At 46.3% G+C, this 22,160-nt stretch carries 16 protein-coding genes; 11 read left to right on the forward strand and 5 right to left on the reverse strand.

The genetic code is table 11. The annotated features are described in order from the left end of the window. Positions 1–3 precede the first annotated feature (3 nt). Positions 4–876: a sugar phosphate isomerase/epimerase family protein gene (locus IEW69_RS10100; RefSeq protein WP_188626734.1), complete on the reverse strand. Its 873-nt coding sequence runs from the start codon at positions 874–876 to the stop codon at positions 4–6. 104 nt (positions 877–980) lie between these two features. Here IEW69_RS10100 and IEW69_RS10105 point away from each other — a divergent pair, with 104 nt between their 5' ends. After that, positions 981–2,393 (forward strand): MATE family efflux transporter, encoded by a 1,413-nt coding sequence (locus IEW69_RS10105; RefSeq protein WP_188626735.1) that lies wholly within the window; start codon positions 981–983, stop codon positions 2,391–2,393. Here the strand turns inward: IEW69_RS10105 and IEW69_RS10110 are convergent, their stop codons facing one another. Beyond that, positions 2,394–2,876, reverse strand: a complete 483-nt coding sequence (locus IEW69_RS10110) for a GNAT family N-acetyltransferase (protein WP_188626736.1) — start codon at positions 2,874–2,876, stop codon at positions 2,394–2,396. Between the two features lie 102 nt (positions 2,877–2,978). Here IEW69_RS10110 and IEW69_RS10115 point away from each other — a divergent pair, with 102 nt between their 5' ends. Beyond that, positions 2,979–4,067, forward strand: a complete 1,089-nt coding sequence (locus tag IEW69_RS10115) for a PAS domain-containing sensor histidine kinase (protein ID WP_188626737.1) — start codon at positions 2,979–2,981, stop codon at positions 4,065–4,067. A gap of 84 nt (positions 4,068–4,151) precedes the next feature. After that, the gene (locus IEW69_RS10120) at positions 4,152–5,414 is read left to right on the forward strand and encodes a YeiH family protein (protein ID WP_188626738.1); all 1,263 of its coding nucleotides are present in this window, start codon (positions 4,152–4,154) and stop codon (positions 5,412–5,414) included. Here IEW69_RS10120 and IEW69_RS10125 read toward each other — a convergent pair whose 3' ends face one another. Next, positions 5,415–6,185 (reverse strand): DUF5602 domain-containing protein, encoded by a 771-nt coding sequence (locus tag IEW69_RS10125; RefSeq protein ID WP_188626739.1) that lies wholly within the window; start codon positions 6,183–6,185, stop codon positions 5,415–5,417. It lies immediately after the preceding gene. Positions 6,186–6,390: 205 nt separating this feature from the next. On the opposite strand from IEW69_RS10125, the gene IEW69_RS10130 reads away from it, so the two are divergent. The 3 genes from IEW69_RS10130 to IEW69_RS10140 all read left to right on the forward strand — a co-directional run bounded on the left by IEW69_RS10130 (position 6,391) and on the right by IEW69_RS10140 (position 10,911). Beyond that, positions 6,391–7,896 carry a catalase gene (locus tag IEW69_RS10130; protein WP_188626740.1) on the forward strand — a complete coding sequence of 502 codons (1,506 nt, stop codon included), beginning with the start codon at positions 6,391–6,393 and terminating at the stop codon, positions 7,894–7,896. A 322-nt stretch (positions 7,897–8,218) separates the two neighbouring features. Continuing rightward, positions 8,219–9,550, forward strand: a complete 1,332-nt coding sequence (locus IEW69_RS10135) for a Gfo/Idh/MocA family protein (protein WP_188626741.1) — start codon at positions 8,219–8,221, stop codon at positions 9,548–9,550. 98 nt (positions 9,551–9,648) lie between these two features. Continuing rightward, entirely contained in the window at positions 9,649–10,911 is a 1,263-nt protein-coding gene (locus IEW69_RS10140) for a mechanosensitive ion channel family protein (RefSeq protein ID WP_188626742.1), read from the forward strand. A gap of 2 nt (positions 10,912–10,913) precedes the next feature. On the opposite strand, the gene IEW69_RS10145 is transcribed toward IEW69_RS10140, so the two are convergent. Then, entirely contained in the window at positions 10,914–13,367 is a 2,454-nt protein-coding gene (locus IEW69_RS10145) for a TonB-dependent receptor (RefSeq protein WP_188626743.1), read from the reverse strand. A gap of 207 nt (positions 13,368–13,574) precedes the next feature. Here IEW69_RS10145 and IEW69_RS10150 point away from each other — a divergent pair, with 207 nt between their 5' ends. After that, positions 13,575–14,297 carry a response regulator transcription factor gene (locus IEW69_RS10150; protein WP_188626744.1) on the forward strand — a complete coding sequence of 241 codons (723 nt, stop codon included), beginning with the start codon at positions 13,575–13,577 and terminating at the stop codon, positions 14,295–14,297. Here the strand turns inward: IEW69_RS10150 and IEW69_RS10155 are convergent. Continuing rightward, positions 14,294–14,584, reverse strand: coding sequence for a hypothetical protein (locus IEW69_RS10155; protein ID WP_188626745.1), 291 nt, complete (start codon positions 14,582–14,584; stop codon positions 14,294–14,296). The genes IEW69_RS10150 and IEW69_RS10155 overlap by 4 nt on opposite strands. A 227-nt stretch (positions 14,585–14,811) precedes the next feature. Between IEW69_RS10155 and IEW69_RS10160 the strand changes: the two genes are divergently transcribed. From IEW69_RS10160 to IEW69_RS10175, 4 genes are read left to right on the forward strand one after another with little or no spacing between them, the layout of a single operon-like run. Continuing rightward, positions 14,812–16,083 (forward strand): Gfo/Idh/MocA family oxidoreductase, encoded by a 1,272-nt coding sequence (locus IEW69_RS10160; RefSeq protein WP_188626746.1) that lies wholly within the window; start codon positions 14,812–14,814, stop codon positions 16,081–16,083. 43 nt (positions 16,084–16,126) lie between these two features. Continuing rightward, entirely contained in the window at positions 16,127–19,552 is a 3,426-nt protein-coding gene (locus IEW69_RS10165) for a 3-keto-alpha-glucoside-1,2-lyase-like domain-containing protein (protein ID WP_188626747.1), read from the forward strand. A gap of 24 nt (positions 19,553–19,576) precedes the next feature. Beyond that, positions 19,577–21,031, forward strand: coding sequence for a Gfo/Idh/MocA family protein (locus IEW69_RS10170; RefSeq protein WP_188626748.1), 1,455 nt, complete (start codon positions 19,577–19,579; stop codon positions 21,029–21,031). A 9-nt stretch (positions 21,032–21,040) separates the two neighbouring features. Continuing rightward, positions 21,041–22,126, forward strand: coding sequence for a Gfo/Idh/MocA family protein (locus IEW69_RS10175; RefSeq protein WP_188626749.1), 1,086 nt, complete (start codon positions 21,041–21,043; stop codon positions 22,124–22,126). The last annotated feature ends 34 nt before the right edge of the window (positions 22,127–22,160 follow it).

A 22,160-nucleotide genomic window follows, 5' to 3' on the forward strand; every position in this document is an offset into this window, starting at 1 on the left:
CTGTTAGATCAGATTTTTCTTCACGTAAGAAATACTCTTCTGTATAGATACAAATGGGTCTCCCGGACAGATATCCTGCTCAACAAAGAAGTAATCCAGACCAGCTTTCTTAGACTGTGCAAATATCCGCTTGAAATCAATCGAACCATTACCGACCTCGGTGATTTGCTTGTCAGCAGATTTATCCATGTCTTTTACGTGCCACAATGGAAAACGTCCAGGATGTCTGTTGAATAGAGTTAGTGGATCTTGATTTGCTCTGCTTGCCCAATAAAGATCCAATTCGAACTTCACAAGACTCTTGTCTGTATTTTCCAGTAGCACGTCAAAAGGATACTTACCATCCTGCGCTTCAAATTCGAAGTCGTGGTTATGGTAGCAGAATTGGATACCTGCTTTTTTACAAACCTCGGCTGCTGTGTTGAATTTATCTGCTGTCGCTTTATAGTGATCAAGGTTACCACGCTCCGGATCAAGCAGGTATGCACAGACCATATATTTAGTACCTACTGCGGCGGCATCATCAACGGCTTTGTTCCACTCTTTGCTTAAGGTGCCTTTTGCATCCATCGCTTCCCCAAGCATATAGTGGCTGCTGGGTGCAATCAGCCCATTATCTTTAAGTGTTTTTGCATACTCCGCCGGAGACATGTTATAGAATAACTGCGATCCGGTATAAGTTGCACCTTCAACTGCATTATAGCCCAGACTTGCTACCTTTGCCAGGGCTGCTTTTGGATCTTTCTCCATAGCGTCCCTGATGGTGTAAAGTTGGAGGCCTACATATTTTTTATCGTAAGCATAAAGGTTTGGTGCGGCGAGTATTCCAGCAGTAAAAAGTGCTGAAGTCTTCAGAAACGAACGTCTGTTGGTCATGGTTTATATTTCAGGTTAGTTTGTTAAATATAAATATTATCCTACAAAACATTAAATAAACAATATTATATTCCTCACACTTATAGTTTATAGCCATTCCACTAATGCAAACCGTAACTAAGATAGGCTCCGTTTTTTCGCTAATCCGGCAATCCATAAAAGGAGAAGCGTTCGATTATACACAAGGTGACATCAAGAAAGCGGTGGTCCTGCTTGCCATTCCAATGATACTGGAGATGGTGCTGGAATCTGTTTTTGCGCTGGTAGACTTGTACTTTGTCGGACATCTGCCGGATGCCAGTGCAGCCATTCAGGTGGTTGGACTTACAGAGTCTGTACTCAGCATCATCTATGCACTAGCGATTGGTTTAAGCATGGCCACAACGGCAGTAGTCGCCAGAAGGATCGGGGAGAAGCAGCCGGCGCTGGCGGCAAAAGCCGGTATGCAAGCGATCAACATCGCCATAATGCTGAACCTGGTCATCAGTGTCCTTGGCGTTATTTTCGGAAAGGAAATCTTGCTACTGATGGGCGCTTCGGAGGCTGCGGCCACTGCTGGCGAGCCTTTCATCCAGATTATGATGGGCGGAAGCTTAATTATTGTGCTGCTGTTCCTAATCAACGGAATTTTCAGAGGGGCGGGAAATGCCGCCATTGCCATGCGGAGCCTCTGGATTGCGAACCTTTCCAACATCATCCTTTGTCCGATTTTCATCAATGGTCTGGGGCCTATTCCTGCTTACGGGCTCACAGGTGCCGCAATTGCAACCACCATCGGCCGCAGTATCGGTGTGGCTTACCAGATCTATAACCTGGCCGCCGGAAAGGGCATGTTAAAAGTTAAGCTCAGCGACATGCTGCCGGATATAACACAGATCATCGCACTGATAAAGATTGCAGCGCCTGCAGTGTTGCAGTTTATGATTGCTTCCTGCAGCTGGATCTTTCTCGCGCAGATGGTGGCCACCACGGGTGGTGACCATGGCTCCGCCGGGTATCAGACCGCCTTAAGATTGATGATGTTTTTCATGCTGCCAGCATGGGGCCTGAGTAATGCGGCATCTACCCTAGTGGGACAGAACCTCGGTGCAAATCTGGTGCAAAGAGCGGAGCAGTCTGTAAAACAAACCGCCATATTCAGTGTGGTGTTTATGGCCGTGGTAATGCTGACGACCTTCATCTTCGGCCGGGCGCTGATCAGCTTTTTCACAAACGACCCGCTTGTACAGGAAATCGCTGTTCAAGCCACATACATCATGAGTTCAGGCTATATATTTTATGGTATTGGTATGGTACTCGTAAATGCCTTCAATGGTGCCGGTGACACTGGCACGCCGACCTGGATCAACTTCTTTGGCTTCTGGCTTTTCCAGATTCCACTTGCCTACTTGCTGGCCAAGGTCTTTCAAATGGGGCCTACAGGTGTCTTTATAGCGGTTCCAGTCGCAGAAACTGCAATCTGTATAGCAGGCTATATCTTGTTCAAGAAGGGGAAATGGAAAACCGTTCAGGTATAATTACAGATCTTTAAGCATCCAGACGTTACATGCAAAATGGCCAGAATTGCCCAGGGGTTCAGCAAGATGCCTGAACCCGTATCGCTCATATAATGCAATCGCCGTTTCAAATTCAGGAAAACTCTCCAGGTAAAGCTGCTTTAGGCCAGCCTCGCGCGACCATTCAAAGCAGCGTTCCATTAGCAGCTTACCTAAGCCTTTGCCACGAGCCTCAGGAGCAAGGTAAAACTTGACCAGCTCCGCGCAGCCTTCGGGTAATGACGCAGTTGGAAATATGCCACAGCCGCCAAGTATCTGATCATCTTCCGCCGCAATCCAATACACAGAACCAGGTGTTTTAAACAAACTATATAATTGATCTGTTGTTGGATCAGTGAATACCGTACCCGCCTGGTTACGCTTAAATTCGGTAAGGACTTTCCTGATCAACGCGGCTATTTGTTGATTGTCTTCGGATGCAATTGGTCTGATCTGCGTAAGCATGCGGTTATGTATTATGATTTAAAAAGCCAAATCTATCTATTAAAGCGCAGATTGGCCAAATGAAATCCCATTTCCTGGAATGAAGATTTATAACAGAAAATTATGGAGCTAAATACGGGTAGCGCCCTAACATTTGAACAAGTTGGTAACGTCGCGGAGGATGTATACCTCATATATGACGCAAACGCGAACAGCTTTGATTACATAAGCCCGGCCTTTGAAAAAGTTTGGGGGCATCCTTCTGCTGCTTATATGCAAAATGCGGAAGCCTTGATTCAAACGGTACATTCTGAAGATAAAAGCTATGTAATTGATTTCTTAGCACAAACGGCGGAAGTTCGAAAGACTGGACAAATAGAATTCCGCATCCAGGATGAAAATGAGGCAACCAGACATATTCTGCTAAAGGTGTTTCCACACAACGATAGGGCCAATCAGCACATTATTGCAGCTATTGCTTCTGATGTGACTGTTACGAAATCTAATATTTTATACGCTGAAAAAATCAACGCGCGCAAGAATTCAACCCTGGAAGTTTTAGCACATGATCTAAAGAGCCCGATCGGGATGATCAACATGATGGCCGCTGCCATTCAGCAACTGCCAAATGCTAAAACAGACAATACAGTCCTCAAGTATGTTGATCTCATCCAGGAACTCTGTAAACGCAACATCCAGCTCATTCGTGATATTGTGAGCCAGGAATTCCAGGAGTCAACACAGGTAGATCTGCGTAAAGAACGTGCGGATATTGTTTTTGGCATAACAGACATCATCGAAAACTATAAACGGTCATCCGATATTCTGATGAAGGAATTTCGAATCAGCAGCACTGCTGAAAAGCTATATCTACAAATTGACACCCTAAAATTAATTCAGGTTTTCAACAACCTGATTTCTAACGCCATCAAATTCACCCATGATAATGGCATCATAGAATTAAATATTAAGGAAGAAGCACAACAAGTATTAATTACCGTGCGGGATAATGGGATCGGTATTCCCGAAGAATTGCACGCAGTGTTGTTTGAGAAATTCACACCGGCGGGCCGCGTAGGGTTAAAAGGGGAGCCGCCTGTAGGACTGGGCATGTCCATCATCAAGACCATCGTTGAGCTTCATGGCGGAAAGATCTGGTTCGAGAGTAAAGTGAATGTTGGCAGTACCTTTTATATTACAATTCCCAAATAGGGTTTGATTTACAAGAAAACCCCTTAATTTTAGGACCTGCGCCAAGGTTCTAAGGAATCGCGCGCGGCCTTAAACCAGATATATATGCCTGAAAGATCTACCAAATGCTTTAATTTACATGAGGATTGGGTTGTTGTCATCCTCGGATTTCTAGTAATTCTTTTCTCCTTATTCTTATACATTGTACCCGTTCCTACATTCAAATGGAGTGGAGCAGCAGATTTATTCAGTAAGGTGCTGGCTCCTGCCAATATGGGCATCATGTTCATTCAGCTGTTTTTCTTTTTATGTGTCGGTCTAGTGGGTACCATCCTGTTGGGCAAATCACCAGCTAGGTTTGCCATTGGCTTCCCCATTGTATTTATTATTACCATCATCGCACTGATACTCACTGGAAATGCTGTTGTAAAATCGCTGAACCTGGAAGCCGTTATCTTCAGTTTAGCGATTGGCTTAGCCATCGGCAACCTCTTCAAATTACCACAATGGTTTAAAGATACCTTATCAACGGAGCTTTTCGTGAAAATCGGCCTCGTGCTGCTCGGTACCGGCGTTATCTTCTCTGATATCCTTAAAGCAGGATCGCTGGGCTTAATTCAAGCGTTGGTCGTGGTTCTATCCGTTTGGTACTTTGCATTCTGGCTTTGTAAGAAGCTTAAAGTCGATGAAGAACTGACCATGATGATATCCAGTGCGGTTTCGATCTGCGGTGTATCTGCTGCAATTGCAACTTCCGGCGCCATCAAGGGCGATCCAAAAAAACTTTCCTATGTAATCTCCATGGTGCTCATCACGGCCATCCCAATGATGATCTTCATGCCATACATTGCATCCTACCTTTCTTTGTCCCAACAGGTCACTGGTGCATGGCTGGGCGGAAGTATCGACACCACTGGTGCTGTGGTCGCTTCGGGTACCCTGGTTGGCGAAGAAGCCCTTAAAATCAGTACCATCGTGAAGTTCTCACAAAATGTGCTGCTCGGGATTGCTGCCTTTGCCATCAGCATTTACTGGACCTATAATAGCAGCAGCCGGGCTTCTGGCACCGTCGAAAAACCAACATTGAAGGTAATATGGGACCGCTTTCCGAAATTCGTGCTTGGCTTCGTTGCTGCATCCCTGCTATTCTCGTTTGTGTTCTCGGCGGACCTTATTGCACCTGCAAAAGACAGCCTGAAAAATCTTCAAAATACCTGGTTTACCCTTGCCTTTACCAGCATAGGACTGGAGACCAACTTCAAGGATCTATTTAAGCATGATAACAAGAAGCCGCTTTACGCATTTTTGCTGGCGCAATTTTTTAATATCCTGGTAACACTGTTACTAGCCTACCTACTTTTCAACTAACTACTGCGCAATACGACGCTGCAGGTTGTCCATTGAAACGGTATAAAGCTGCTTTTCTTCATCAAATTTGATGGAGAAACTGGCAGGGTAGTAGCCGCCAACCTGAACTTTGTTCTGCTGTTTAACAGCCATGGTAACATTAGGCTTGGTTTGCAGATAGCTGAGGGCGACCATGGCTTCATGGAAAATGAATCTGCCGTCATAGCTGCCGTAGATGAACGTTTTATCGAATGGCTTACCATGGAATTCAGTACCTGTCGTGTCCGTCCAGTGTTTCCCCATATTTGGATCGCCACCAGGGATCGGTGCGTAATCCTGTGGAACGTACTCTGCCGATGGCAACAGCTCCATCTCCTTCGTGTTCGGCTTGATGGCCGCACGTTCTGCCTTGCTGATGTTATAGAAGTGAATGTCAAAGTGTGGCACATCATACACGCCTGGAGGCTCATGACCATGCGCATTGAAGTCAAAGGAGATATGATCCACCATCGTGTTATTACCTTTCGGCACCGGAATTTCGAACATGGCACTGTGCATCGGCAGATCTTCCAGCGTTGAAGCCGTGAATGTGAAACCAATCTGTTCCGGATCACCAACACTGTTCACAATGATGAACGAACGTGCTGTGCCCCGCCCAACGGTTACATCTTCACCGAATAAGGTCGTCGCACGGTCATTTGCGCTTTCATCTTTACTACAGCCATTAAGCAGAAATAGAAGTGGAAGTAAAAACAAGGGCATCATAAAAGCCCTGAATGTTTGAGTTTTCATTGTCTTGGTTAGGTTTGTGCGGCCAAAACTATACATTATTCTTTGTAATTAGCACTGGACACGAGCTTGTTATGGCACAGGAAATAGCAGTTGCACAACAGGCTACTTACATTTCTCAGGTACATAGATTTTCTCTATTCTCTTATAGATATTAATGCTTTTCTTCAACCGGTGAATCTCTATACTTTTAGAGAAAATTATAAGTATGGAAAATGAAAATATAACCCCAAGAAAACTCACGACTGCATCAGGTCGCCCTTATGCAGAACATGAAAATACACAGTCCGTTGGCAGCCGCGGACCTTTGCTTTTACAGGATTTTGTGCTGCATGAGAAAATGGCCCACTTCAACCGTGAACGCATTCCGGAAAGGGTGGTACACGCAAAAGGATCCGGTGCATACGGTAGCCTCAAAATAACCCATGACATCACCAAGTACACTCGTGCAAAGATCTTCTCTAAAATTGGAAATAGCTGTCGCATATTTCTCCGCTTTTCAACTGTTGGGGGCGAGAAAGGGAGCGCTGATGCGGAACGCGATCCACGAGGATTTGCCATTAAGTTTTATACGGAAGATGGAAACTGGGATCTGGTTGGCAACAACACCCCGGTATTCTTTGTTAAAGATCCAAAAAAGTTCAGCGACTTCATCCATACGCAAAAGCGTGATCCGAGAACAAACCTGAAGAGTCCGACCATGATGTGGGATTTCTGGTCCCTTAATCCAGAAAGTTTGCATCAGGTAATGATCTTGATGACGGATCGTGGTACGCCATTAACTTACCGTAACATGGACGGCTTCGGTAGTCATACGTACTCCATGATCAATGCTGACAATGAACGCGTGTGGGTGAAATTCCATTTCAAAACACAGCAGGGCATCAAAAACCTGGATGCCGCACAAGCAGGTCAGATGCTGGCTGTGGATATGGATCATGCACAAAGAGACTTGGTGGAATCTATAGACAACAAGGATTTCCCGAAATGGACGATGAAAATTCAGGTGATGACTGAAGAGGAGGCGAAAACATTCCGCTGGAATCCTTTTGATTTAACCAAAGTATGGCCACACGCAGAATTCCCACTGATCGAAGTTGGCGAAATAGAGCTGAACCAGGTGCCAAACAATTACTTCGCCCATGTAGAGCAGGCTGCTTTTGCACCGTCCAACCTTGTTGATGGGATTGGCTTTTCACCGGACAGAATGTTACAGGGCAGGATTCTTTCCTATGCAGATGCGCAACGATATCGCCTGGGCATAAACTTCGAGCAGATACCGGTAAACCGCTGTCCATTTATGGTTAATAACTTTCATCGTGATGGCCAGATGCGCATAGATGATAATGGCAATGACGATCCGAACTATTATCCAAACAGCTTTGGTGATGTCGCACCAGATCCAAGTTACAAAGAACCAGCATGGGAGCTTGATTCCAATGTTGCCGACTGGTATGATCGCAATGCAGGTCCTGGCGATAATGATCATTATACACAACCGGGAGACCTTTACAGAAAGGTGTTGAGTGATGAAGATCGCAAAAACCTGGTCCAGAACATCGTTGGATCCATGATGGGCATTAGCGGACCAAAGCGCGTGCAGATCATCAATCTGCAGTTATGCCACTTCTTCCGAGCAGACATTCAGCTGGGCATGGCCATTGCAAAAGGTCTCGGTGTTGATGTAGAACAAGCAATGTCTGCAAGGCACTAAAATTTACTCGTTTTTTTATTTGAAGAGCAGCATAATCGCTGCTCTTTTTTTTGTGGTATTGATGCGTAAACCCAAATATCAATAGCCAAATTTTAAAGCGTTAAAAACGATAAGGGTATGGATGTCATTCAGCAATCATCCGCCTTTCAGTCGCCTATTGTTCGGCTGGAGGCGAAGCATAGGCGAACGAAAGGCGAACGATAGGCGAACAATACGCGGACGAGATTCACAAAAAACACCGTCTGATTCGCAGGATATTCAGTTTGCTGTATGCACAGGATTTCGTATTTTACCAGCTGTATGAACCTATTACCTTAACCAAATGCTAAACAGAAGAAAATTTTTAAGTACCGGTGGTGCTGCACTCGGCAGCACAGTTTTGCTTTCTGCGCTTGACAATCCTGCATATGCGCTTTATGAAAAGACCATAGGTGCCAATGACCGCATCAATATTGGTGCGATTGGTATAAACGGTATGGGCTGGGCAAACGTAAAGGCAGCTTTGCTGGTACCTGGCGTAACGTTGGTGGCGCTTTGTGACTCCGATCAGAACGTGCTCGACAAGCGTATGTCTGAGCTTAAAGAGCTCAATGTGAACCCCTCAAAAGTAAAAACCTACAAGGACTACCGTTCCCTTCTGGACCGGAAAGATATAGATGCGGTAATCATTGGGACGCCAGACCATTGGCACGCGCTGATGATGATACATGCTGTAGAAGCGGGCAAGGACGTTTATGTAGAAAAGCCAGTTGGAAATTCAATTCTGGAATGCCGCAGTATGGTTGCCGCACAGGAAAAATACAACAAGGTTGTACAGGCCGGACAATGGCAACGCAGTCAGCAGCACTTTAAAGATGCGGTAGACTACGTTCAGAGTGGCAAGCTGGGTAACATTCGGACCGTAAAAGTATGGTGTTATCAAGGTTGGATGAAACCTGGGCCTGTGGTTCCGGATTCTGCTCCACCAAAGGGTGCCGATTACGATCTTTGGCTTGGTCCAGCAAAGAAACGACCTTTCAATGCGAGCAGGTATCACTTTAACTTCCGCTGGTTCTGGGATTATGCAGGTGGCCTGATGACCGACTGGGGTGTCCATCTGCTGGATTACGGTTTGCTGGGCATGGGTTCCCCGGTACCTAAAACCATCTCCGCGCTAGGTGGGAGGTTTGCCTATCCGGATCTTTATGAAGAAACACCGGATACCTTAACTACTTTATATGAATTTGATAAGTTTAACCTGGTTTGGGATTCTGCCATGGGCATCGATAATGGATCGTACAACCGCGATCATGGTATTGCCTACGTTGGGAACAACGGAACGTTGATCTTGAACAGAGGTGGCTGGGAAGTTATAGAGGAGAAGCAAAGTGAACAAAAGGTCTCCGTGCCATTCGTAAAAGCAGCTGATAACGGCCTGAACAACCACATGGTAAATTTCTTCAGCTGTTTACGCTCGCGCAAAAAAGAAGAACTTGCCTGTTCAATTCAGGCGGGAGCCCATGTGGCCACCGTAGCGCAGATGGGCAATATTGCCTTCAGAAGCGGGGAGAAGTTAACCTGGGATGAAGGTAGTAAGCTCTTCACGAACAAAACCATCAACGAAAAATACCTGATGTCTGAATACCACAATGGCTATACTCTGCCAAAGGTATAGGACTATCTTTTACATACATGAAGAAACCAATCTGAGCTACTTAGGTTGGTTTTTTAGTTTATTATTAGTATTCTGCGGCCCACATTAGCTTGCAACAAATGAATAAAGACAATTCCTTCAATTTTATTGGCCGCTGGACGTACGATTTGTTGATGCATTCTGGTATCGCTCCCGGGGTGGTCAAATACCTGAATGCCATTCTGCTTGCACTGATCACAATTGTATTGGTTTATCTGGTGCATCAGATCATTCGCAGAATCCTGCGCATCGCACTGATCCGGATCATTAAAAATTCAAGGATAGAATTCTTCCATCATTTGCTGGAAAATCGCTTTGCTTATTATCTGGCGCTCATCATTCCCGTGATCATCATCAACCTGTCACTACCTGTCGTATTCATCGACTTCCCTCGGTTCACCCGGGTGTTTGGTGCCTTGTCTGACGTGTATCTGGTATTCGTGCTGATCTGGATGATGATGTCCGTAATCAGATCCGGCGCAGACAGCCTTCGCAAACGGCAGGCTTTCAAGGAAAAGCCGATTGATAGCTACCTGCAAATCATCCGGATCATTTTAATGATCCTTGGGGCGGTTGTTATTTTTTCTACACTGACCGGCAAATCTCCCGTGGCATTTTTCACGGCGATGGGTGCACTTTCTGCAGTGCTATTGCTGATGTTTAAGGATACCATCATGGGCTTCGTCGCCAGCATTCAGGTGAGTGCAAATGACATGGTGCGCATCGGAGACTGGATTACCATGTCGAAGTATGGCGCGGATGGCGACGTGATCCAGATCAATCTGACCACTGTAAAAATTCAGAACTTTGATAAGACAATCACAACCATTCCGACATATGCGCTAATTTCCGACTCTTTCCAAAACTGGAGAGGCATGCAAGAGTCGGGAGGGAGACGAATCAAGCGCTCGATTTACATACGTCAAACCAGCATCCGCTTCATCAAACCGGAGGAGTTGGAGTCTTTCCGGAAAATACAATCGCTCACCAGCTACATTGACCACAGACAGAAAGATATTGATAAAAGTAACGCGCGGAATGGCATAGACAAGCACCTGCTGGTCAATGGCCGGAACCTAACCAATGCTGGATTGTTCAGAAAGTATATTGACAGCTACCTCGCGCACCACTCCGGCACGAACAAGAAAATGACCATGATGGTACGGCAGTTGGCGCCCACAGCAATGGGTCTACCAATTGAGTTATACGTTTTTACGGGAACGACCAAGTGGGTAGAATATGAGCACATTATGGCTGATATCTTTGACCACCTGCTGGCCGCGGCAACTTATTTTGATTTGCAGATCTATGAACATCAGGGGGTAGTTATGCAGGAGTCATAGGCCTATGGCTCCTGATTATTATCATCCTGAGAAGTCCAGTCATCTTTTTCGTTCTTGCCTTTATCTTGCCAGCCAAACCGGTAGCTAAAAGTCAGCATGGCCATACGCAAGGAGCGACGGTCGCGGAAGTTACGGATGAACTGATCGGTCTGGGTATATCCGCCGAAGCGCCGCTGGTTGAATACATCTCTAACATTTAACAGCAAACTCCCTTTGTTTTTCAATAAACTCCAACGTACTGCGGCATCTGTTACAAAGTTTCCGATGGAGCGACCTTGTGCAAGCACCCTTGGTGCGACATAGTTACCCCGGATCTGCGCGGAAAGATTTTTGGTGATTTTTATGTTTGATGCAAGATTTGCGTCCCAGTTTATGCCATCCCTGGCTTCCAACCCGAATTCCGGACTACCTTTAAACCGGTTGTAATAGATGTTCAGGTTTCCGGTTAGATCCAGCGCTTCACCAAAGTCGCTTTTAGAAATGAATTCAAAACCGGTGGACTCGTTCATACTTATGTTCCGCCATTCTGAAATGGTTGCGGCATTGCTGCCTTCAATCCGTTGCGTGATGTTTTGAATAACATCATTTACCCTGCGATAATAAACGGATGAGCTGAGCGTCGTTTTGCCGATGTTCCGGGTGTAGCCAAGTTCGAAAGAATGGATGTCTTCCGGTTTTAGGTTCGGATTACCGCGGCGGATGTTTAAAGGATCGGAAATGTTTATGAAGGGGTTCACCTGCCAGCCATTAGGTCTGCTCACCCGACGTGTGTAACTGAGTTGAAGCTGCTGATCTGCTGAGAAGGTTTGGGTTAGAAACAGACTTGGATAAATACGAAAGTAATCAAGCCTTCCTGGCGTAAAACGTTCTGACTCCGGCGTGGCGGGATTTACGTTTTCCGTGATGGTGTTCAAGTACGCCTGCTCCGCACGAAGGCCGATCTGGTAGCCCAAAGTCTTGTTGAACTTGTTCTGATAGTTAAAATACCCGGCATGTACGATCTCCTCGAGATTGAATTTATTGCTCACGTTGTAGTCCGGGAGAAAACTTCTGGATTCCGGATTAAACCTTAACGAGCTTTGAGATTCATCATCCTGCTCTATCGTGGTGCGATAACCGGCTTCAATTTTACTTTGATCGTTTATGGGCCGTATGTAATCAAGTTGAAGATTTATGTTGTCGCCACGTTCATAGGTGTCATTGATCTGGCGGTCTTCAGCGCTTGCTGGATTAGAAAATATCTGGTTAAAAGTGTTTACACCATCTTCTTTATTACGGCCATATGCAGCATTGAATGTCAATTCAGAACCCGGTTTAGCAAACTCCTTTTTGAAATCGAGATTCAGATCGTAGCCGAAGTCATCTTCAGTCTGTCGCGAGTACCGGCTGCTGGTGCCATTCAAATCTGCCAGGTTTTCATAACGATAGAAGATGTCCTCATTTCGCTGGTTGTCACGGATGCTGATGTTACCAGAGAGACCAATGGTTGTGGTTTGGTTAAGAAAGTAGTCGACACCCAACTTCGCGGTATGCCCCGTACCAGCGCGATCTCCTTCATTGCGATTGTCGATAAGACCATTATTCTCGAGGTATCTGGTATCACTTGTCCCTTCACTTAAGCGTCTGGATTTCCGGTAGTCGTAGTTCCCATAGTAGTTAAAACTGCTATCGCGGTAATTTAACGCGAGGCCACCATTGTAGTTTCGGTAAGAACCTGCTGATGCCGTAACCGAACCATTCAAGCCTGTTCTGAGGTTCTTTTTGAGTACGATATTGATAATACCGGACTGTCCTTCAGCATCGTACTTCGAGGAGGGGTTGGTGATAACCTCTACACGCTGTACGGAATTAGAAGGCAATGATTGCAGGACCTGGGTGATGTCGCTCCCTGCCATAGCGGAAGGCTTGCCATCGATAAGAATTCGCACACCACTAGAACCCCGAAGACTTACAGCACCATCAGCATCGACGGAGATGGAGGGAATGTCGCTAAGCAGATCTGTTACGGAACCGCCTTGAGAGACCAGACTTTGATCAACATTAAATACTTTACGATCAATACCAATTTGCATGTCGGGTGGGCTGCCTTGCACAACAACTTCCTGCAGTACATTTTTTCCAGAAATCTTTAACCCGATATCGGGCAAGCTTAAGGGTGTATTCGGATTCACTACGACATCAGCCCGTTCATAGGTCTGGTAGCCGACATAGCCGACACGAAGCAAATACCGCCCAGGGGCTACATTGTTAATCAGGAAGGCCCCATTTTCATCTGTCTGCGTGCCTGCAACAACCTTTCGATCTGATTGATTCAGGAAGGCTACAGTTGCGAAACTCAAAGGCTTTTTACTTTGTGCATCTATGACTTTACCGGTAATCCCCGCATTTGCTTGCGCGTAAATTTTGAAGAGCGAGAACATACTTAGGAAAATAGAAACAACGAGGAACCTGACCATATACGATTGACTTTAGTAACTGAACACCATTGCCAATAGATGGTTCATATTAAGATCGTTACATTGCCAATTCACTGTAATTCGCTGCCAAGAAAAGCCTTTTTATTTTAAAATTCTTTTGCTGAAAACAACAAACATTATTTGTATTTTTAATCAGGGTTAGGAAGAGAATTAAATAGGCGCATCACTCATTTAATTAACCTCAACATGTCTTTTCCGGGAGCGCTCCAACAGCAGGTATTCGATATCCAGTCCAGCATTTTTTGTCTTGGCGAAAAGGTTCGGCAACAGTCCATCACACTTTTAGAAATTGGCGACTACATACCTGGAAGTGTTATGGTTCAGGATTTAAATGCCATGAAGAACCTCTACATGAATAAATTTGGCTGCGATATACTCCATCACAGTAGTGAGGAGCTCGCATCATTTGGGGCCGAATACTTTAGCAGGTTTTTTCCTGAAGATGAAATTATTTTACATCGGAAAGCCTTAACGCAGTTCATTGATCAGGGTGATCATACACATCTGCATTCCTTTCTACAACGGGTCCGCCCGGGCGTGCAGGCGGATTATTCCTGGTATTTTACCACGTCTAGAATTATCGAGTCATCCAGCAATCCCGGTGCCACCCAGCTTGTACATATCGCCGTTCCGGTCAACACGTTAACTATGACCGGACACCGGATCAGCAATATGCTTGAAAATGATGAATATATCCGCAAGAACTTCTTCCGGTTCAATTTGCTAAGCGCGAGGGAAAAGGAGGTTATACGATTGATCGTTGCGGGTAAGAGCAGTTATGAAATTTCAGAGATGCTCTTCCGGTCCATCCATACCATCAACACGCACCGCAAAAACATCATCCATAAACTGGAGGTAACCTCGCTGGCAGGATTGATCAAATTTGCAGTGGCATTTAATCTGGTTTAAAATAGATCATCCTGTGCTTTGTTCAGGCTGAGGTCGTCATCAGCATCCCTATTCAGTCCGGCATCTTCAGCCGGTTTAGAAGATTCTTGTTCTGCAGGATTCAGGCCTGTAGTAGATTCATCTATACCTTCACCGTCTAATTCCGTGTTTGTTGCTGGAACCTCCGGATCAGAAAATTTGGGATCCAGTTCATCTGTTTCGCCAGTTTCACGCTCATCAATGATTATCGTCTGTTTTGCTGATCCTCTTGCCTGATCTTGTTCGTAGTCTTCGGTCGGATTTACCATAATGCTTTGTGTTTGTGCTAACCTCATAACATACAGGAACATCCCCGGTTTCATTTCCCTTAAAATTTCTTTAAAAAGCGCCTGGTATGGACACTAAAATCAATATCGTCACAGCTTTTCTACATCTGAAAGCATCATTTTAGGTTTGATTTCAAATTATATAATAAATTTTCCTTTAACTTAGAAAGGCGTAAAAAGCGTCATTCCTAACCAAAATATAAACACTAATGAACGAAAACCAAGACAATTCAAGGAGAAACTTTATCCGAAAAACGGCGGTGGGCCTTGCCATTTTCAGCATTGTACCGCGGCATGTGCTCGGCGGACAAGGATTTATTGCCCCTAGTGATAAGCTAACCAAAGCCGTTATCGGCGTCGGCAGCATGGGCAGAAACCATTTCCCTTACGACGGCACGCAGGTGGTTGCCATCTGCGATGTAGATAAGCGTCACATAGAGAAGTCGTTGACAATGCTCGACAAGGGTGTAAAAACGTTTGGCGACTACCGCGAAATGATAAAGCTTCCTGAAGTGGATATCGTACACATTGCCACCCCGCCACACTGGCACGGGATCATGGCCGTTGATGCCGCAAATGCGGGGAAAGACATCTGGTGTGAAAAGCCGATGACGCATACCATAGGTGAGGGTAAGCGCGTGATGGAAGCTGTACAACAGCATGGACGTATTTTCCGACTGAATACCTGGTTTAGGTTTAAGGATAACTTTTATGGCATGGGCACACCCGTGAAGCCGATCAAAAAACTTGTGGACAGTGGTATGCTGGGCTGGCCGCTGAAAGTCACTGTAAGTAAACACACGGGTTTCGACTGGAAGTTCTACTGGGTTGGTAAGGATGATCTTGCACCTGAACCGGTGCCTGCAGAACTCGACTATAATGCATGGCTGGGGCCTGCACCATACAAGCCGTATAACGCACACCGCGTACACCAGACCTTCCGTGGCTATTGGGATTATGATGGTGGCGGACTTAGCGACATGGGGCAGCACTACCTGGACCCGATACAATATTTCTTAGGGAAAGATGATACCAGTCCGATTTCTGTAGAAGTTGATGCGCCGCAACAACACACAGACGCCGTGGGCGTCTGGAGACGGATAACCTATACTTATGCCGACGGCTGCCAGATCATTCTGGATGGTGAAGGTAAAGATGCCAATGTACCTTACATAGAAGGGCCTAAAGGAAAGCTTTACCCAGGCTTCAAATCTGACATACCAAATCTGGAACGTAAGCTTGCCGCTTTCCCGGAACCGCCAGAACAAATTACAGATTTCTCTTACGCCGTACGTACACGCAAACAATTCGCATTGAACGAACAGAATGGACACCGTTCCTGTACACTGATTAATATCGGCCTTGCTGCATTAAGACTTGGCAGGTCGTTGAAGTTTGATCCGGACAAGCAAGTATTTGTAGAGGATGACGCTGCAAACCGAATGATCAATCCGGTGATGCGCGCACCATACATCATCTAATGCTCACCATATTCTATCATATCATATTACCTTATAAAATATCATGTTAAAGAAAATATCAATGGTACTACTTGTCCTTGCCAGCTACCAGGCCGGGGTACATGGACAGGCGAGTACCGACCAAAGAACGGTAACCACAAAGATTGCCGACTTGCTAGCGCAATTGCCAGCACGGGATGCCAAACAACTCCAGGGAAATATGCTCGAGATTGATCAACTTGGAAAAGATGGTCTGACCAAGCTTATCGCAGGGCTTTCCGCTCCGGGTAAAGGCAATAACGCCACGTTGGAATATGCAATTGGCGGTTATTCTGCCTATGTTTCACAAGCTGGAAAATCGGATCAGCGCAGCCAGGCCGTGCTGGTCTATTGCACTGCATTAAACAGTGCTACGGACAAGCAAGTTAAATCCTTTCTGATTTCACAACTGGAGCTGGTTGGTAAAGATGATGCAGTGTCTTGTCTACAAAGCTTTCTGAATGATGAACAGCTTGCAGATCCTGCATCAAGGGCACTGGTAAAGGTGAACACCGCCGCTGCGCAAGCAGCTTTACTTGCCGCACTGCCAACAGCACCTGGCTCTGCTAAATTAGCCGTTATAGAAGCTTTAGGCTTAAGTCGTAACAAGGCAGCCGTTCCAGCTTTGAACGCACTGGCAAACAGCAACGATCCACAGCTTTCGAAAGTTACGCTTTCGGCACTGGCGCATATTGCGGATCCAGCATCTGCGGACTTACTAACAGCTGCAGCGGCGCAATCAAACTATCAATATGAGCAGCGTGGTGTAACATCAGCTTTGCTTGTGTATGCTGGTAACCTATTAAAAGATGGTAATAACACGCTTGCCGCAAGTGTGGTAAAGAAGCTGCACGAAGATGCAAAAGCTGCGGAGCAACTCCATACCCGTACGGCCGCATTAAACATATTGTACCAGGCGGATAAGGCTGCAGGCATGCGTCTGCTACTGGATGCCATGGGTGACCAGCATGCTGCTTATCGTGCTGCAGCAATCAAGTTTGCCATGCCGGATATTAATGACTCAAATTCAGGTTTGTGGCTTTCGAAGCTTTCTAAAGCTGCACCTGAAACAAAAGCGCAGATTGCAACGATGCTCGGCCAGGCAAATGCCAAAGCTGCTTTGCCCGCCTTAACGAAGTTGATGAAGCATAAAGAGGAAGCCGTAAGGGTGAGTGCAATACAAAGTGCTGGCATTATTGGTGGCAAAGCGATCATTCCGAATCTATATGACGTGATGCGTAAAGGTGACAGCACCACAATCAATGCGGCGACACATGCATTGCTGAGAATGAAGGGAGAAGGCATACCAGCAGCATTAGCACCTTACCTAGCTAAAGCAAAACCTGAAGTGCAGGTTGCATTGTTAAACATCATGGCGGCAAGAGCTGCCAATGATCAGATTGATCTTATTTATACTTACCGGTTGGATAAAAATCCTCAAGTTCGGGAAGCCAGTTTCAAAGCACTTGCGCAGGTGGCAAGCGCCGGGAACGTCCCGCAGTTATTCAAATTATTGCAGGAGCAATCTGCAGCCAGCTTTGAATCTGCAGCACTACAGGACGCGATCATTGCAGCTTTAAAAGATGCTGAAAATTCAGAAACACAACTGGAGATGGTGCTTCAGGAACTTGCAAATGCAAGCCCGGAACGCAAACCGGCCTACTACCGGATACTTGCGGCATTAGGTGGTAAAAAAGCGCTTGACGCGGTATATGGCGCATACAACAATGGAGATGCAGCGAGTAAGCAGGCGTCCATTGAAGCATTAGGCTCCTGGAAAGATCTTGCTTCTTTGCCAGCCTTGTTAACGATCAGCAAAACAACAACAGATGCGCAGGCGCACAATCAAGCTTTGATGGGGTACTTACGCCTCGTGCGAAAAGCACCCTTCACAGCAGAGCAGAAGTTTCTAAAACTTAGCGACGCCATGGCCGTAGCTAAGACCAACGAGCAACGTGGGGCCATATTGGCAGACCTGGAGCAAGCTAAGACCTTTAATGCAGCGGTACTTGCCGGGAAATTCCTCGACGATGCAACCTTGAAGCAACGTGCTGCAAGCACCGTAATGTCGATTATTCTGGCAGATAGTGTTTACCATGGCACGATCTTCAGAGATCTATTAACCAAAACGATGAACACTTTATCTGGCGGTGATAGCGAATACCAGAAACAAGCCATCGTGAAATACCTGAATGAAATGCCAAAAACCGAGGGTTTTGTGCCTTTGTTCAATGGTAAAGATCTGACCGGCTGGAAAGGCTTAGTCGAAAATCCAATTAAAAGAGCTAAGATGGATGCCAAGACCCTTGCAGCTGCGCAGGCTAAAGCGGATGCAGAAATGTTGAAAGGCTGGAAAGTGGAAGACGGGGAATTGCGTTTCCAGATTCATGGTGACAACCTTGCTACGGTTAAGAAGTATGGTGACATTGAGATGCTTGTAGACTGGAAGATTATTGATGATAAAAAGCAAAATGGTGATGCCGGAATTTACCTTAGAGGTACACCTCAAGTTCAGATATGGGATACTGCTCGCGTGAAAGATGGCGCCCAGGTTGGTTCAGGTGGTTTATACAACAACCAGATACACCCAAGCAAACCATTGAAAGTAGCAGACAATGCACTGGATGAATGGAACAGCTTCCGTATTATAATGAAAGGTGACCGGGTGACTGTTTACCTGAACGGGGAACTTGTGACCGACAATGTTATTCTGGAAAATTACTGGGATAGAAGTTTGCCAATTTTTGCAGAAGAGCAAATTGAGCTTCAGGCACATGGATCACCGGTGGCTTACCGAAACATCTACATTCGCGAATTACCGAGGGTAAAACCTTTTGAACTTAGTGCGAAAGAGAAAAAAGAGGGCTTCAAAGTCCTGTTTGATGGCACGAACATGCATGAGTGGATCGGAAACACCACGGACTACGTGATTGAAGATGGCGACATGGCCATTCGTCCGAAACCTGGAAAAGGTTCCGGTGGTAATTTGTTTACCAAAGATCAGTATAGTGACTTCGTGTTCCGCTTTGAGTTTCAGCTGACACCAGGCGCCAACAATGGTCTTGGGATTCGTGCACCACTTGAAGGAGATGCCGCATATGAAGGAATGGAACTGCAGATTCTGGACAATGATGCACCGATCTATAAGGACTTAAAGGTTTATCAATACCATGGTTCAATTTACGGGACGGCAGCTGCTAAAAGAGGTTTCCTGAAGCCAAATGGCGAATGGAACTATGAGGAAGTAATTGTAAAAGGACCAAAAATTCAAGTGATCCTGAACGGCACGAAGATCCTGGATGCCGATATTACAGAGGCTCGCAAGAATGGTGCTGTGGACGGACAAGCCCATCCAGGGTTGAAAAGAAATACTGGACATATTGGCTTCCTGGGGCATGGATCACCGGTTAAATTTAGAAACATCCGCATCAAGGATTTAAGTAAGAAGTAATCATCTAAAAATAGAATTGTTAAAATGACTGACAAAAAAGCGCACAACGCAACAAGTTCAAGAAGAGACTTTATTAAGACAGCCGGACTTGCTGCAGCTGGGTTTATGATTGTGCCGAGACATGTGCTTGGTGGCACCGGTTTTACGGCGCCAAGTGATCGCTTGCAGGTAGCTGGTGTTGGCGTTGGCGGAAAAGGCCAGAGCAATATCGCTAACATGTACAAGGGTGGAAAGGCCGACATCGCATTCCTTTGCGATGTCGACGACCGCCGTGCAGCCGCCACGGTGAAGAACTTCCCATCGGCGAAGTACTACAAGGACTACCGGGAGATGTTGGACAGAGATGGTAAGCACATAGATGCTGTGGTGGTGTCTACGCCAGACCACAACCATGCGATGATCGCGATGGCAGCCATGCAGTTGGGAAAACATGTATATGTTGAAAAGCCTTTAACGCACGATATCTATGAGGCCAGGAAGCTAACTGAAGCTGCGCAACAGTACAAGGTTGTTACACAGATGGGCAACCAGGGTGCATCCGGGGATGGCGTGAGGCAGCTCCAGGATTGGGTAGATGGCGGCGTTATAGGTAAAGTGAAAGATGTTTACTGCTGGACGGACCGTCCATCCTGGCCACAGGGAATTTTATGGCCAAACGCTTCCGGCCAGGTGCCGGCAGAGCTGGACTGGGACCTTTGGCTGGGCAGTGCACCGTACCGCCCGTACGTGGATAAACTTGTGCCTTTCAACTGGAGAGGGTGGTGGGACTTCGGTACGGGTGCACTGGGCGACATGGGTGCACACCTTATTGAACCGCCAGTCCGGATACTGGATCTGGATACCCCAACGGAAGTACAGTGTAGTGTGGGCAGCATTTATGTAGATGAATTTAAGCGTGGCTATTTCCCGGACAGTGCACCACCGTCGAGCCATGTTATCCTGACTTTCAACAAAACGAAGAAGACCAAAGATGATCTTCAGATTCACTGGATGGACGGTGGCATCAAACCGGGGCGACCGGAAGAACTGGCTGCGAATGAGCCTTTCGGGCCAAACGGGGTGTTGTTTGAAGGTACAAAAGGTAAGATGATGTGCGACGTTTATGGTGCAAATCCTAGACTTCTGCCATTGTCGCGCACAAATGAAGTTAAGGTTAAACAAAGTGTTACCCGCGTTCCGGGAGGCGTTGATGGTCACTACTGGTCATTTGTTGAGGCTTGTATCGCCGGCTATGGCAAAATGAAGCTAAGCTCGCCCTTTGAAGTCGCAGGTCCGCTCACGGAGACCCTGCTCATCGCCAACCTGGCCATTCGTGGTACGGACATACAAAAGCCTACGGCTGACGGCAAACGTTTCACCTATCCAGGCAGGGACATCAAGCTGCTTTGGGATAAGGAAAACCTTCGGGTGACGAACTTCGATGATGTTAATCAATTTGTAAAGAGAACATATCGCCAGGGCTGGAGCCTGGGCGCTTAACAACAGTATATGGAACCAGAAAATGTTAACCTGAGGGTGTTGGTTGTCGGTTGCGGCAATATGGGTGCTTCCCATGCCATGGCATACCATACGCTCGAGGGCTTTGAAATCTGTGGACTTGTATCTACAGGTTCAAGTAAAGATAAATTGAACGAGAAACTAGGGGGTGGCTATCCGCTTTTTACGGACTATGCAGCGGCACTTGCGGAAACAAAGCCAGATGCCGTATGTATTTCCACTTACCCGGATACGCATGAGTCGTTCGCCATTTTGGCGATGGAACAAGGTTGTCATGTGTTTATTGAGAAACCACTTGCCGACTCGTTGGAAGGTGCTAAGCGTGTAGCTGCTGCTGCAGAAAAATATAACCGCAAGCTGCTGGTGGGCTATATACTCCGCTATCATCCTTCATGGCAGAAATTCATTGAAGTGGCTCAGGACATGGGAAAACCTTTGGTTATGCGGATGAATCTGAATCAGCAAAGCAAGGGCGCAAAGTGGACGGTCCACCGTAATCTGATGAAGAGCCTAAGTCCCATTGTGGATTGCGGCGTACATTACATCGATGTGATGTGCCAGATGACAAAGTCTAAACCGGTAGAGGTATCTGCCATCGGTGCAAGGCTTACCGAGGAGATTCCAGCTGGCAACTACAATTATGGTCACTTGCAAATTCGCTTTGAGGATGGGTCAGTAGGCTGGTATGAAGCCGGTTGGGGACCGATGGTTAGTGAGACTGCATTTTTCGTGAAAGATGTTTTCGGACCGAAAGGCGCGGTGTCCATCGTAGCGAAGCAGGCAGGAAGTGCTGGAAATTCTGATGTAATTGACGCACACACAAAAACAGAATCACTAAAGGTGCACTATGCTGATTTGGATGATAAAGAGGAGTTTGCACGTCCTGATGATTGGATTGATCTGAGCGATGAGCCGGACCATCAGGAGTTGTGCAATCGGGAGCAGCGCCATTTTCTAAAAGCGATCAAGGAAGACCTAGATCTGAGTCAGCCTACGGCAGACGCGATCAGTAGCTTAATGGTCGCTTTTGCTAGCGACGAGTCCGTGAAGTCCGGTCAAGTGGTAAAATTAGATTAGCAAAACAATTCACAGGTATAGCAATCAGCAGTTT

Origin of the sequence: Pedobacter quisquiliarum (assembly GCF_014642175.1) — a bacterium.
Taxonomy (GTDB): Bacteria; Bacteroidota; Bacteroidia; order Sphingobacteriales; family Sphingobacteriaceae; genus Pedobacter; species Pedobacter quisquiliarum.

Coding starts and splice junctions, on each gene's coding strand:
- IEW69_RS10100 (WP_188626734.1), bottom strand. CDS start 876: ATGACCAACAGACGTTCGTTTCTGAAGACTTCAGCACTTTTTACTGCT.
- IEW69_RS10150 (WP_188626744.1), top strand. CDS start 13,575: ATGTCTTTTCCGGGAGCGCTCCAACAGCAGGTATTCGATATCCAGTCC.
- IEW69_RS10165 (WP_188626747.1), top strand. CDS start 16,127: ATGTTAAAGAAAATATCAATGGTACTACTTGTCCTTGCCAGCTACCAG.
- IEW69_RS10140 (WP_188626742.1), top strand. CDS start 9,649: ATGAATAAAGACAATTCCTTCAATTTTATTGGCCGCTGGACGTACGAT.
- IEW69_RS10175 (WP_188626749.1), top strand. CDS start 21,041: ATGGAACCAGAAAATGTTAACCTGAGGGTGTTGGTTGTCGGTTGCGGC.
- IEW69_RS10155 (WP_188626745.1), bottom strand. CDS start 14,584: ATGGTAAATCCGACCGAAGACTACGAACAAGATCAGGCAAGAGGATCA.
- IEW69_RS10160 (WP_188626746.1), top strand. CDS start 14,812: ATGAACGAAAACCAAGACAATTCAAGGAGAAACTTTATCCGAAAAACG.
- IEW69_RS10135 (WP_188626741.1), top strand. CDS start 8,219: ATGCTAAACAGAAGAAAATTTTTAAGTACCGGTGGTGCTGCACTCGGC.
- IEW69_RS10115 (WP_188626737.1), top strand. CDS start 2,979: ATGGAGCTAAATACGGGTAGCGCCCTAACATTTGAACAAGTTGGTAAC.
- IEW69_RS10130 (WP_188626740.1), top strand. CDS start 6,391: ATGGAAAATGAAAATATAACCCCAAGAAAACTCACGACTGCATCAGGT.
- IEW69_RS10105 (WP_188626735.1), top strand. CDS start 981: ATGCAAACCGTAACTAAGATAGGCTCCGTTTTTTCGCTAATCCGGCAA.
- IEW69_RS10120 (WP_188626738.1), top strand. CDS start 4,152: ATGCCTGAAAGATCTACCAAATGCTTTAATTTACATGAGGATTGGGTT.
- IEW69_RS10170 (WP_188626748.1), top strand. CDS start 19,577: ATGACTGACAAAAAAGCGCACAACGCAACAAGTTCAAGAAGAGACTTT.
- IEW69_RS10145 (WP_188626743.1), bottom strand. CDS start 13,367: ATGGTCAGGTTCCTCGTTGTTTCTATTTTCCTAAGTATGTTCTCGCTC.
- IEW69_RS10110 (WP_188626736.1), bottom strand. CDS start 2,876: ATGCTTACGCAGATCAGACCAATTGCATCCGAAGACAATCAACAAATA.
- IEW69_RS10125 (WP_188626739.1), bottom strand. CDS start 6,185: ATGAAAACTCAAACATTCAGGGCTTTTATGATGCCCTTGTTTTTACTT.